This window comes from Gelidibacter mesophilus DSM 14095 (genome assembly GCF_000423005.1).
GTDB classification, from domain to species: Bacteria; Bacteroidota; Bacteroidia; order Flavobacteriales; family Flavobacteriaceae; genus Gelidibacter; species Gelidibacter mesophilus.
The window spans coordinates 1-14,073 of sequence record NZ_AUHD01000012.1 but is presented as its reverse complement, the minus strand read 5'-3'; the positions used below and the strand labels follow the sequence as shown (position 1 = coordinate 14,073).

Below are 14,073 nucleotides of genomic sequence, written 5' to 3'. Positions count from 1 at the left end.
TAAACCAGCGTTAAAATTGACGTTAAAAACCGTTAAAAGAAATGCTGTCGCTCAATAAAAAATTAATTTTAATCGTTAAATAAAAACATTTATAATCTATAATATCATAAATTCTTAATAATCCACAATTACAATGAAAAAGATTTTAACCCTAGTTTTAGTATCTGCATTAGGTGGAATCATGACACTTTCTGCCTATAAACTTTATCTTGAGGATGACCATGCTATCGCTGTGGCCACTACAGAGGCGACTACAGAATCAAGCCTACCTTATTTTCCGACCAGCAATATGCCTGTAACTTCTTATGGCACCATGAATGCCCCAGATTTCACGGTTGCAGCGGCAGATGCCGTTCACGCCGTTGTTCACGTTAAAAACACAACTATGAGCAGAGCTCCAATGACGCTTCAAGACTTGATGATGGGTAGAAGTTCTGCAAGGGCCCAAGTTGGGACAGGAAGTGGTGTTATTATTTCTCCGGATGGGTATATCGTTACAAACAATCATGTCATTAATGGTGCACAACAACTTTCAATAACCTTAAACGATAACAAAACGTATGAGGCCGAGCTTATTGGAACGGACGAAAAAACGGATATCGCACTATTAAAGATTAATGCAGACTCAGATTTATCTTTTGCAACTTTTGGTGATTCTGATCAAGCGAAAGTCGGCGAGTGGGTTTTGGCAGTAGGTAATCCATTTAACTTGACTTCCACGGTTACTGCTGGAATTATTAGTGCCAAATCGAGAGATTTATCTGGTGTAAATTCACAATCCTTTATTCAGACAGATGCTGCCGTAAACCCTGGAAATTCCGGTGGAGCTCTTGTAAATACGCGAGGCGAGCTTATTGGTATCAATACGGCCATTACTTCCAAAACAGGTTCATATATAGGCTACTCATTTGCCGTGCCAAGCAATATTGCCAGAAAAGTTGTTGAAGATATTATGGAATTTGGGAATGTTCAAAATGGTATTTTAGGCGTTAGAGGTGGCGAATTGAATAGTAAATCCGCCGAATCTCTTGACGTCAATACCACCCAAGGTTTTTATGTCAGTGGTGTTGAAGAACAGTCTGGGGCAGAAAAAGCTGGCATTAGAGAAGGTGATATCATCAAGAAAATTGATAATATTACCATCTCAAAATTCTCTGATTTAAGTGGCTATTTGAGCACAAAACGCCCTGATGATGTGGTAAACTTAACTTTAATAAGAAACGGATCAGAAAAAAAGATTCCTGTAACATTATCTAAAACCGAAATTGCAACCATAGAATTTTTGGAAATGCAACTAAGAAATATTCCAAGGGAGATTAAAGAAAAAAGCAACATCAGTAATGGTGTTGCAGTCATCAAAAATGGAAACTATGCGCTTTACAAAAATTTAGGGATTAATACAGGTTATGTAATTACTGAGATCAATGATCAGACAATTGATAATGTGGATGACATTCAAAAGCTAAAACAAAAATATGGTGACAATTTAGAGAAAAGTATCAAAAAGTTGTCGGTAATAAACAGTTCTGGGCAAAAGGAAAGCTTTATTTTTAGATAATTCATAATCCATTAAAACGAATTCAAACCCTTTGGAAAGGACTATTTTCAAAGGGTTTTTTATTTCTTTAAAACATAGCGAAAACGTTTGAAATATATTACTTTTGCAAATCCTTAGCAAGGAATAAACGCAACAAAAAACAACGGTCCGCCTCCCAGTGGACACTAAATCTTAAAACAATGAGTTTGAACGGAACTTATGAAAAAGAATTGGCTTTTCAAGCAGATAGAAGAAAAGCAACAGTTGAATTTATTAAAATAGTCAGTGATCTTTGGTATGACAAATCCATTGAACTTGTATTATTTAGAAACGAATTAATTGACCGAAATGTCAGTGAAATCTTAAATCTGCATGAATATGCAGGTGAATTTGTTCAAAAGCCAATCTCCATTTTTGATTCTGTAGAAATTGCCCAGGCCATCAAAACATTGGATGTGCCACCAGCCAAATTAGATATTGGAAAATTAACTTTTGAGTACCATTTGGAGGATCAAAAATATTCCAATGCCACAGCTTTTGTAGTAGATAGACTTAAAGGTGCGAGTAATTTTGAATCCATAACTCCTAAGGACGTCGTGCTCTATGGATTTGGAAGAATCGGAAGATTGTTGGCCAGAGAGTTGATGACCAAAACTGGTAAGGGCAGTCAAATGCGACTAAGAGCCATTGTTACCCGCGGAGAGATCAATCAAAATGTTTTAGAAAAGAGAGCCGCGCTTTTGCGTAATGACTCCGTACACGGTGATTTTTCTGGTACTGTAGTGGCCGATCTAAAGAATAGTGCCTTAATTATAAATGGAACTACGGTTAATATTATTTCGGCAAACGCTCCTGAGGATATTGATTATACGGAATATGGTATTCAAAATGCTTTAGTAATTGATAATACCGGTGCTTTTAGAGATCAAGAAGCCTTGAGCAGGCATTTAAAATCCAAAGGTGTGAGCAAAGTTTTATTGACCGCTCCTGGTAAAGGCGTTCCAAATATTGTGCATGGCGTTAACCATTTGGACTATGACCCGGATAAAGTTGATATTTTCTCAGCGGCATCTTGTACCACAAATGCTATTACTCCGGTATTGAAAGCCATTGAAGATAGTTTTGGCGTAAAACATGGCCATTTAGAAACCATTCACGCCTATACCAATGATCAGAATTTAGTGGATAACTTCCACGGTAAATACCGTCGTGGCCGTGCTGCTGCCTTAAATATGGTGATCACTGAAACTGGTGCAGGAAGTGCAGTTGCCAAGGCATTACCATCTTTAGAAGGAAAATTGACATCAAATGCCATTCGTGTTCCTGTACCTAATGGATCATTGGCAATTTTGAATTTAGAATTAGACAATCCTACATCTTTGGATGGCCTAAATACCATTATGAAAAAATATGCGTTAGAGGGCAATCTGGTAGAACAGATAAAATATGAACTGAACGATGAATTAGTCTCCAGTGATATTGTGGGCTCTTCGGCACCTGCAATTTATGACAGTAAAGCCACTATAGTACGAACTGATGGAAAAAATGTCATTTTGTATATCTGGTATGATAATGAGTATGGATATAGCCACCAAGTTATTCGATTGGCAAAATATATTTCGAAGGTAAGACGTTATACCTATTATTAGTAAGGCAAACATCTAAATTTATAATTCAATCGTATATTAAATAGCCTCCTAAATGTGAGGCTATTTGTTTTAAATATTAGCATACATCTACCAATTTATTTATCTTGTTCAAAATTTAATCATTTCAGAAAACCAAAACGAATGCAACCCTTAAAAACATTAAGCCTTACCCTTATCGCATGCCTATTTTTTGTAGTGTCCAATGCTCAGCAAAAATCCTCTGATGAAGAAGAAACTTTATCTTTAACTGAAGGCACAATTGACAATCAGTTTGAATATGTCATTCAAAAATCTTATAGTTATCAAGAATTTAAGAACGTAAAGAAAACTTGGTTATACCAATTAAAAGCTCATACTCTGGATTCTTTGAAAGCCATCCAAAATGATTTGAAAACTACCCAGAACACGGTTGATAGCCTAGCACAGGAAATCACAACTTTAAAAAGTAATCTTTCTGAAACCAAATTAACATTGGCAGAAACCAATGAAGAGAAGGATAACATGGCGCTTTTTGGATTGCAAATGAGCAAAGACAATTATAATGTTTTAATGTGGAGTATTATTGGTGCGTTATTTGCGCTATTGCTCTTCTTCATCTATAGATTTAAGAATAGTAATACCGTAACCAAGCTCGCAAAAAATTCATTGATGGAAACTGAAGAGGAATTTGAAGAGCATAGACGAACAGCATTGGAACGTGAACAAAAAGTAAGACGCCAACTCCAGGACGAAATCAACAAACAGAAATCCATTAAATAAAGCATTAAAAATCTGCAATTAATTTTGCAGATTTTTTTTTGTACTGATTACGATTGTTCACACGAATTCCGGCAGAGTTTTCAGAAGCCTTTAAATTCGACAAACCTCTCCTATTCCTCCAGGTCTTAAAAATGTCAAATGAAACCTAAAGACTGAAGGACGAGAACTGAGGACTGAATACTTTTTTTCGCATCTTTGCAAAGTATTTGAACAAGGCCGTTTCCATTTTACCTATTGAATAAGTTCTGTTTATAACTTTAGAAAAGCGATATGGTACAGATCACTATAATAAAACTCCTTTTAGCCCTTGCGAAAGTAATTTCGTGTTAAAGAGTACTCTAATGATAAGCTTTGAAAACAACTCAAATACACTTTAAGAAGACTTGCAGAGTTCTTTAATAATCCATTGAACCCTGCTCGAGTATAAACTAAACACCATGCGTATAGATATCATTACTGTTTTACCAGAACTTTTAAAAAGCCCATTTGAAGCCTCCATATTAAAACGCGCCATTGATGCTGGCTTAGTTGAAGTCCATTTTCATAATTTAAGAGATTATACGACTGACCGGTACAAATCTATTGACGACACACAATTTGGTGGCGGAGCAGGTATGGTCATGATGATTGAACCTATAGACAAATGTATCTCGAAGTTAAAAGCAGAGCGCGATTATGACGAAGTGATCTACATGACCCCCGATGGGAACACGTTGAATCAGCGCATCGCCAACACCTTATCGATAAAGGAAAACATCATTATCCTTTGTGGACATTATAAAGGCGTGGACCAACGCGTAAGAGATTTGCTCATCACCAAAGAAATTTCAATTGGCGATTATGTCCTTTCTGGCGGTGAATTGGGCGCGGCTGTATTATGTGATGCGGTAATCCGACTAATTCCAGGTGTTTTAGGAAATGAGACGTCGGCATTGACAGATTCCTTTCAAGACAATTTGTTGGCTCCTCCCATTTATACAAAACCAAGAGAATATAAAGGGATGAAAGTACCAGAGATTTTGTTTACTGGCCACTTTGCAAATATAGAAAAATGGCGCGAAGATGAAGCTTATAAGCATACACAGAACAGAAGACCTGATTTATTGAAAGATTAGTTCTTTTTTAAGTCTTAAGATGCAGTAATCAGTCCCAGTTTTTAATAAAATTTATTAGTAACCGTTTACCCTTTCTCTCGCAGGTGTGCGTTCATTTAGAAATTGTCGTTTATTAAATATTAAACAAAATACTTGGAACTTGAAATTTCGAATTTAAAATTATTAATTTTTAATTGTTAATTATTAATTATTCCTTACTTTTGCATCCAATTTCAGATTAACCTCTGACGATTTACGTGAATGTTGGTTTGGATGAATCTTAAAAATTAAAAGAAATGAATTCTTTAGTAAAATTTGTACAGGACGAATTTGTAGAAAAAAAAGAATATCCTCAATTCGGCGCAGGTGATACCATCACAGTGTATTACGAAATTAGAGAGGGTGAAAAAAAACGTACACAGTTCTTTAAAGGTGTTGTTTTGCAACGTAAAGGTTCTGGAAGTTCAGAGACGTTTACCATCCGTAAAATGTCAGGAACAATTGGTGTAGAGCGTATCTTCCCCATCAATCTTCCAGCACTTCAAAAAATTGAAGTCAACAAAAAAGGTAAAGTGAGACGCGCACGTATCTTCTACTTTAGAGGTCTTACTGGTAAGAAAGCAAGAATTAAAGAAAGAAGAGGATAGAATCCTTGAACATACAGTTAATAAAAGCCTTGAAGTTATCAAGGCTTTTTTTATGAACAAATGTTAATAACTCACGTTGATAACCCGTTAAAAACTAACAACTTGAATTCCTTGGAAGTTGGACATATTTTTTGTAATTTAGTAAAACGATAAAAGACAACTTTTGGGTTGGTTTCAACTTTAAAAATTGATTTTATTTTTAATCGTATAAAGTAACGTTCTTTATAAGATTGTTTTTTGAGGTTCTTTAAAATGTCACTCGCAAACGTGTTCAGATAAAAAACCATGACGCTTTAAAAAGTACTGCATGTTTAGACAGGTAGAAACTAGAAAAGCTGAAAGTTTCCAAAGATGATAGCAACGAAAGTCAATATCAAGGTAGGAAGCAATGTTTTTGATTTTGCAATTGATAAAACAATTCGCACGATTGAACAACATCAAGAAAACAATACCCTGAAACATTTCACTAACAGGTCAATACATTTTGAAAGTTAGAGAATGTTTTACTGAAGTAGTAAAATTTGAATTGAAAAAGACGATTGTAAAGCGTGAGTTTTAGTCGGCTGATTTAGCAGGAATGCTAATTAGATCATGTTACTATTTCAAAGAAAGCCATGTCAAGGTAGTTTAGCTACAATGATATGGCTTTTGTTTTTTAAATTCTTTGCTTAACTTCGCCTTTTATCCCTTTATGCCATCCATGATCCTACCTTTAATAGACTCGGAAAATTTTGATAATACTGATTTTTCCGTCCATTCCTTAAAAAAAGCTGAATATGACAACTGCAGCTTTACCAATTGTAATTTCACAGGAGTTGATCTCTCCTCCATCAATTTTATAGAATGTCATTTTGATACTTGCAATTTTAGTAATGCCAATGTCAGCCATACTGTCTTTAGGGAAGCAAATTTTACCGACTGTAAATTGATCGGGCTCCAGTTTCAGGATTGTAATCCTTTTTTGCTATCGCTTTCCTTTTCAAAGTGCCAATTACAATTCACTTCATTCTTTAAATTAAAACTCAAACAAACCAGTTTCCTCCATTGCAATCTCAATCATGTAAATTTTACCGAAGCAAATTTCAGCAATTCACTATTTGATCATTGTGATTTCAAACATGCCATTTTTGAACAAACCAATTTGAAAAGTTCCGATTTGACCACTTCAGAAAACTTTTACATCAATCCCGAAAACAATATCATTACAAAGGCAAAATTCTCGAAAGAAAACGTTCTGGGTTTATTGCAGCATCATCAAATCAATATTGTTTAATTGCATGCGTTTTCAGTTTTATATGCTAAACTCAATTTCGTATATTTGCACAGCCTAAATTGGGCCAAACTTTTAAACTATAAATTTCAACATACTTATGGCAAAAACTTCCACTATTATCTATACTAAAACGGACGAAGCACCGGCATTGGCAACACGCTCCCTATTACCAATCATAAAATCATTTACGGCATCTTCAAACATTGAAGTTGTTACCAAAGACATTTCTTTGGCCGCTAGAATTCTGGCTGTTTTTCCTGACTATTTAAAAGAGAATCAAAAAGTGCCTAATGCCTTGGAAGAATTAGGAGAACTTGCCACAAAGCCTGAAACTAATATTATTAAATTACCAAACATTAGCGCCTCAATTCCGCAACTTAAAGAAGCGATTGCTGAGTTAAGATCCCAAGGATTTAATATTCCTAACTATCCTGATGAAAATCAGACCGCAGAAGACAAGGATATCCGTTCACGTTATGATAAAATTAAAGGAAGTGCCGTCAACCCTGTTCTTAGAGAAGGTAATTCAGACCGACGAGCGCCAAAAGCAGTAAAGAATTATGCGAAGAAAAATCCACATTCAATGGGTGAATGGTCTCCTTACTCAAAAACTGAGGTAGCTACCATGACCCAAGGTGATTTCTTTCACACCGAAAAATCTTTGACGCTTTCTAAAGCAGATGCGGTAACTATAAAATTGATTGGAAAAGATGGCCATGAAGAAGTCCTTAAAGATCAATTAAAACTGAAAGAAGGAGAAATCATTGATGCTTCAGTAATGAGCAAAAAAGCGCTCATGTCATTTTTAAAGGATACTGTAAAAGATGCCAAAGACAAAGGTATTCTCTACTCCTTACATTTAAAAGCCACCATGATGAAGGTTTCTGACCCTATCATCTTTGGTCACGCCCTTAAGGTGTTCTTTAAAGATGTATTTGAAAAATATGCGAGCGAATTTAAACAAATTGGTTTTAGCGCAAGCAATGGTCTCGCAAATTTATATGATGAATTACAGGAACTTCCTGATGCCAAACGCAAGGAAATAGAAACTGCAATACAAGAAGAAATTGCCAACGGTCCAGATTTGGCCATGGTGAATTCAGATAAAGGAATTACCAATTTGCATGTGCCAAGTGATATAATTATTGATGCATCTATGCCAGCAATGATCAGAACATCTGGAAAAATGTGGAATGCCCAAGGCAAACCTCAGGATACCTTAGCAGTGATTCCTGATAGCAGTTATGCAGGTTTATATGAGGCCACAATTGATTTTTGTAAAAAACATGGTGCTTTTGATCCAACTACAATGGGAACAGTACCAAATGTGGGTTTAATGGCTCAAAAGGCCGAGGAATATGGTTCCCACGATAAAACTTTTGAAATTGATAATGACGGAAAAGTTGTGGTGATCAATGCCGAAGGGAAAACGATCATTGAGCATCCTGTTGAAAAAGGAGACATTTGGAGAATGTGCCAAGTCAAAGATGCACCTATTCAAGACTGGGTAAAATTAGCGGTGACAAGAGCAAGAGCTTCTGAAACACCAGCCGTATTCTGGTTGGATAAAAATAGAGCGCATGATGCTGAATTGATCAAGAAAGTAAATCAATACCTTCCTAATCATGACACCAACGGTTTAGACATTAGAATTCTTTCTCCGTCTGAAGCAACAACATTTACTTTGGCACGTATTAAGGATGGTAAAGACACGATTTCTGTCACAGGAAATGTATTGCGTGATTATTTAACAGACCTCTTCCCTATTCTAGAATTAGGAACAAGTGCAAAAATGCTGTCCATTGTTCCATTAATGAATGGCGGTGGTTTATTTGAAACTGGTGCAGGAGGTTCAGCACCAAAACACGTTGAACAATTTGTAGAAGAAAATCATTTACGTTGGGATTCATTGGGCGAATTTTTGGCCTTAGCAGTTTCTCTTGAACATTTAGCAGAAAGGAATGACAATCCTAAGGCTCAAATATTAGCAGATACTCTAGATGAAGCCACAGGAAAATTATTAGATAATGGTAAGTCCCCATCTCGTAAAGCTGGAGAACTCGATAATAGAGGCAGTCATTTTTACTTAGCACTTTATTGGGCAGAAGCTTTGGCCAATCAATCATTGGATATGCAACTGAAGCAAGAATTTCAAGTACTTTTTGAAGCTCTAAAAGACAATGAAAGCACGATCGTTGAAGAGTTGATTAGCGTTCAGGGAAAACCAGTTTCCATTGGTGGCTACTACGAGCCAAATGAAGTTAAGGTAACTGAAGCCATGAGACCAAGTTCTACTTTTAATGCTATTCTTAAAAATAAAGCTTAGCATATATAGAGGATAACATCTTGTTTTGTTTAAAATTAATTAGAAACAATTAAACAAAATTAACACAAAAAGCTCCTTTTATCGAGGAGCTTTTTTTATTTTTAATGAAAAATTGTAGATGACCAAAAAATTGAAGGTGGCGTTATGGCTAGTGTTATGTTTGCCACTCTATTTTTCTGCACAGGAGAAATTTACGCTTAGCGGTAAAATTACAGATGAGCGCAGTAATGAGACCTTAATTGGGGTGAATATCATCTTTCCAGAACTCCAAACTGGTACCATCACCAATGAATATGGATTCTTTTCCATAACTCTAGCGAAAGGCACTTATAATTATCAAATCAGTTATTTAGGTTTTAACAGTATTTCTGAAACGATTACCATTGATGAAGATAAAGTGCTCAATTTCAAACTTACGGAATCCACCGAAAGTTTGGATGAAATTGTCATTACTGAAAATGTGGAGAAATTGAACATTCGAAAACCTCAAATGAGTGTTAATTCCCTTTCTATAAATACCATCAAGCAGATGCCAGTAGTCCTGGGTGAAGTGGATGTCATCAAATCAATTACCCTCCTTCCAGGGGTGAGTAATGCAGGAGAAGGATCATCTGGATTTAACGTGAGAGGTGGTGCAGCAGATCAGAACTTAATTCTTTTGGACGAGGCCACTATTTTTAACTCCTCACATCTTTTCGGATTGTTCTCAGTGTTCAATCCTGATGCAATTAAGGACTTGAAACTTTTTAAGGGTGGTATTCCGGCCAAATACGGAGGTCGCGTATCCTCAGTTTTGGATATCTATCAAAAAGAAGGAAACAGTAATGAGTACCATTTAAATGGTGGGATAGGAATTGTTTCCAGCAGGTTATTGGCCGAAGGTCCCATTGTAAAGGAAAAAGGGTCATTTTTATTCGGTGGACGCTCAAGTTATGCCCATTTGTTCTTTCCTTTATTTGATCTTGACAGCAAAGCCTATTTTTATGACCTGAACACCAAAATAAGTTATAATATCAATCAAAATAACAACATTTATCTCTCTGGTTACTTTGGTAGGGATGTGTTTCAAATATCTGATAGTTTTGATAACACTTATGGGAATACGGTTTTAAATTTCCGATGGAACCATCTGTATTCTGACAAGTTATTCTCCAATTTGTCTCTCATATATTCTGATTACTATTACGGGTTGGCATTAAATTTTGTAGAATTCGATTGGACTTCGGGAATAAAAAACTTCAATCTCAAATATGATCTTAAACATTACATTTCATCTAAATTCAAGCTTGAATACGGTTTAAACAGTCTTTATCTCACTTTTAATCCTGGAGAAATAAAACCCACAACCGAAACTTCAGGAATTAATCCATACGATCTCATAAAAAAATACGCTTTCGAAAATGCCGTGTATATCGATGCGGAACATCAATTGAGTTCAAAATTTGCGGTATCTTATGGATTAAGACTTAGTTCTTTTCAACGTCTGGGACAAACTGAATTGAACATTTATGAAGACGATCACGCCGTCAGCTTCAATGAAGAACTTCAAATTTACGAAAAAGCACAAGTAATAGGTGTCACAAATTATGACCGCTCTGATGTTATTGAATCCTTCATGAGTTTGGAGCCGCGATTATCCTTAGCTTACCAACTTAATGATAATTCTTCTATTAAAGCAAGTTATAATAGAATGAGCCAATACTTACACCTGCTTTCCAATACGAGCTCTCCTACGCCTTTAGATGTATGGGCCCCCAGTGGGAAGTATATTAAACCTCAGTTATTGGATCAAGTGGCTATAGGGTATTTTAAGACGTTTAAGGAGAATATCTATTCTTTGGAAATAGAAACTTTTTATAAGGATATTCAAAATAGAATAGATTATATAGATGGTGCTAACCTTATAGCCAATGATGCCATCGAACAAGTTATCTTAAATGGAAAAGCAAGAGCCTACGGATTGGAAGTTTTATTCCGTAAGAATGAAGGGCGCTTAAAAGGATGGGTTGCCTATACGCTTTCAAAATCAGAACAACAGACTCCCGGTAGAACCCCAATTGAAACGGGTATTAATAATGGAAACTGGTACAATACACCCTACGACAAAACTCATGACATTTCTATAACCTCAAGTTATGAATGGAATAAAAAATGGAGTTTTAGTAGTAATTTCATATTTCAAACCGGACAACCTGCCACATTTCCTAATGGTCAATACGACTATAACGGCATGACCATCCCAAATTATGAAGCAAGAAACTCAAGCCGATTAACCAATTATCACCGTTTGGATATTTCTGCTAATTTCAATCCAAATCCGAATTCAAGCAAAAGATGGAGGGGCGAATGGGTTTTTGGTATATATAACGTATATAGTCGCAAAAACGCATCCACCATAGCCTTTAAGGAAAATCAGGATACTGGTGCAAACGAGGCGTTAAGATTAGCGCTTTTTGGAATTATCCCATCAATTTCATACAATTTCAAATTTTAAACCATGAGAATATACATGTTTCTAGTCTGTATTCTACTTCTTCAAACCTCATGTGAAGATGTTATTGATATAGACCTCAATAGTGCCGAACCCAAACTGGTCATTGAAGCTTCCATAAATTGGCTAAAAGATTCTGCAGGAAATCAGCAAGCAATCAAGTTAAGTCTCACAGCACCTTACTTTGATGATACCATACCACCAGCAACTGGGGCAACCATTATAATAACAGATCAAGACAACATGATTTTTAAATTCATTGAGGACGGTAATAATGGGATTTATAGAAATAACACTTTTAAGCCCGTCGTTGACCATTCCTATACGCTTAAAGTAACTTATAACGATGAAGTTTTTATAGCCACAGAAACCCTTAAATCTGTCGCTCCATTAGATTATGTTGAACAAAATTCGGAGGGAGGCTTTTCTGGCGACGAGATTGAATTGAAAGCTTACTATACAGATCCTGCGGATGAAACAAACTTTTATTTATTTGAATTTAGTAGCGATATTCCGTATAATTCGGCCCTTTCGGTTTACGAGGATCGGTATACTAACGGCAATGAGATATTTGGTTTTTATTCAAATGAGGATCTAACAGTGGGGGATCAAGTAATCATTAGAAATTATGGAATTTCTGAACGTTTCTATAATTACATGTTTATTTTGCTTCAGCAAAATAGTGATGCAGGTGGTGGTCCTTTTGAAACGCAGCCCGCTACAGTGAGAGGAAATTGCGTAAATCAAACAAATCCTGCCAATTTTCCGTTGGGCTATTTTAGACTTTCCGAAGTATCGGAGATCATTTATACGATTCAATAAAAGAGTTTAATCATCGTCTCAATTGATATTCGGTGAAACGTTTGAAACCAATGAGAATCATATATTTTAGATCAGTATCCATTATACATTAGAGCAGGTCCAATGAACTAAAATTCGTATTTTTGATCACTGCTATTCAATCCCATTTGACGGGATAATCTGAATGCATAATCGATGGATAAAAACAACTGTGGCGAATGTGTTCATCAATAACACTACGTAAAGAAAGCCATATCCATTTGTCTATCAAATACACCTGATAAATTGAATGATAGCACCCATTCCGAAATTGATTAATTGTCTCGGAAAAAGATATCTCAACATCTCATGTTCTGAATTACATAGGTTATGGATGGATTAAAATAGACTTTAAAGACTTAAGGTCAACACATCAAAATTATAAAGATGGAAACGAAACGCACAAACAAAAACGTATTGGTCAAAGGCATTAAAAACTTAGGAATATGTCTAGTGCTAATGTTTTTAGGACCAACACTACTTCACCTTGCATTCAGCAATCAGGACAAATCAACTTATCTCCTTATCTTAATTATCGCGATTACAGCATGTCTCGCGGCAATTTTTTTCCTTTTTCGCGGTATTTATATTATTGTACAAAGTTTATTCCAAGATTAAAGAAATTCAAAAGAATGTTAATTTACAAAGTTAGAGGTGGCAAAGTCTAAAATGACCAGTTATATAGAATTCTCATTCTACTGGAAACTGAAATTAGTTATTCTTTGTCAAATGATTCGTCATTTGTAAAACCCGTACCCTAATAGCATTACCCTGACTACTGCAATCTGTTGGCTCAAAGCTGAAAATTAATAACGAATTAAACGAGTTGTAAATATTATTATGTTTGCCTTCAACCGTAGTTTCATCTTATTCCCATTGTGTAACCAGGAACATAAGTGCATCATTATATTGTATAAGGGCTTGGCAAAGTATAGGAAACACTAGAGCGCAGCATTCTTTATTTTAAAAAAACATAAACTAGGTCAATAACAATGACGCCCCTGACCCCTACAAACAAAAAAAGTCCCTCCATGTTGCCATGAAGGGACTCTCAAAAAAAGGCGGCGACCTACTCTCCCACGAGATGCAGTACCATCGGCGCAAACGGGCTTAACTACTCTGTTCGGAATGGTAAGAGGTGAGCCCCGTCGCTATAACCACCTTAAGTCATAGCTACGGTGCAACAACAGCGTTGTTGCCCATAGCGTCACAGATCTCTGTGACAAATATCGTGACATATTGAAAAAAGGGCAGTGACTGCCATTGTACATAAAAAACTTGTACTCTACTAAAAAACAGGCGTACAATAAGCCTATGGGCTATTAGTACCACTCGGCTCCGACATTACTGCCCTTACACCTATGGCCTATCAACGTGGTCATCTTCCACGGCCCTTTAAAGAAATCTCATCTTGTGGTGGGTTTCGCGCTTATATGCTTTCAGCGCTTATCCCTTCC

The 14,073-nt window shown here is 36.0% G+C and carries 10 protein-coding genes and 2 rRNA genes; 10 read left to right on the top strand and 2 right to left on the bottom strand.

Features of this window, described 5'->3' with window-relative positions:
* Positions 1-133 precede the first annotated feature (133 nt).
* The 10 genes from G525_RS0113665 to G525_RS22695 all read left to right on the top strand — a co-directional run bounded on the left by G525_RS0113665 (position 134) and on the right by G525_RS22695 (position 13,234).
* Positions 134-1,558 carry a trypsin-like peptidase domain-containing protein gene (locus G525_RS0113665; protein WP_027126670.1) on the top strand — a complete coding sequence of 475 codons (1,425 nt, stop codon included), beginning with the start codon at positions 134-136 and terminating at the stop codon, positions 1,556-1,558.
* 179 nt (positions 1,559-1,737) lie between these two features.
* Complete coding sequence (locus G525_RS0113660) at positions 1,738-3,186, top strand: glyceraldehyde-3-phosphate dehydrogenase (RefSeq protein ID WP_027126669.1); 1,449 nt, start codon at positions 1,738-1,740, stop codon at positions 3,184-3,186.
* Positions 3,187-3,327: 141 nt separating this feature from the next.
* Positions 3,328-3,945, top strand: coding sequence for a hypothetical protein (locus tag G525_RS0113655; protein WP_027126668.1), 618 nt, complete (start codon positions 3,328-3,330; stop codon positions 3,943-3,945).
* A gap of 437 nt (positions 3,946-4,382) precedes the next feature.
* Positions 4,383-5,060: a tRNA (guanosine(37)-N1)-methyltransferase TrmD gene (trmD, locus tag G525_RS0113650; RefSeq protein ID WP_027126667.1), complete on the top strand. Its 678-nt coding sequence runs from the start codon at positions 4,383-4,385 to the stop codon at positions 5,058-5,060.
* A gap of 275 nt (positions 5,061-5,335) precedes the next feature.
* Positions 5,336-5,686 carry a 50S ribosomal protein L19 gene (rplS, locus tag G525_RS0113645; RefSeq protein ID WP_027126666.1) on the top strand — a complete coding sequence of 117 codons (351 nt, stop codon included), beginning with the start codon at positions 5,336-5,338 and terminating at the stop codon, positions 5,684-5,686.
* A gap of 700 nt (positions 5,687-6,386) precedes the next feature.
* On the top strand, positions 6,387-6,959 hold the full coding sequence (locus tag G525_RS0113635; protein ID WP_027126664.1) for a pentapeptide repeat-containing protein: 573 nt from the start codon (positions 6,387-6,389) through the stop codon (positions 6,957-6,959).
* Positions 6,960-7,056: 97 nt separating this feature from the next.
* Positions 7,057-9,285, top strand: a complete 2,229-nt coding sequence (locus G525_RS0113630; RefSeq protein WP_027126663.1) for an NADP-dependent isocitrate dehydrogenase — start codon at positions 7,057-7,059, stop codon at positions 9,283-9,285.
* 118 nt (positions 9,286-9,403) lie between these two features.
* Positions 9,404-11,779, top strand: a complete 2,376-nt coding sequence (locus G525_RS0113625; RefSeq protein ID WP_027126662.1) for a TonB-dependent receptor — start codon at positions 9,404-9,406, stop codon at positions 11,777-11,779.
* Positions 11,780-11,782: 3 nt separating this feature from the next.
* Positions 11,783-12,598 carry a DUF4249 domain-containing protein gene (locus tag G525_RS0113620; protein WP_027126661.1) on the top strand — a complete coding sequence of 272 codons (816 nt, stop codon included), beginning with the start codon at positions 11,783-11,785 and terminating at the stop codon, positions 12,596-12,598.
* A gap of 405 nt (positions 12,599-13,003) precedes the next feature.
* The gene (locus G525_RS22695; RefSeq protein WP_027126660.1) at positions 13,004-13,234 is read left to right on the top strand and encodes a DUF6095 family protein; all 231 of its coding nucleotides are present in this window, start codon (positions 13,004-13,006) and stop codon (positions 13,232-13,234) included.
* Positions 13,235-13,672: 438 nt separating this feature from the next.
* On the opposite strand, the gene rrf is transcribed toward G525_RS22695, so the two are convergent.
* Positions 13,673-13,781: ribosomal RNA gene (rrf, locus tag G525_RS0113610) — 5S ribosomal RNA — on the bottom strand.
* 137 nt (positions 13,782-13,918) lie between these two features.
* Positions 13,919-14,073: ribosomal RNA gene (locus tag G525_RS0113605) — 23S ribosomal RNA — on the bottom strand; the annotation flags it as partial.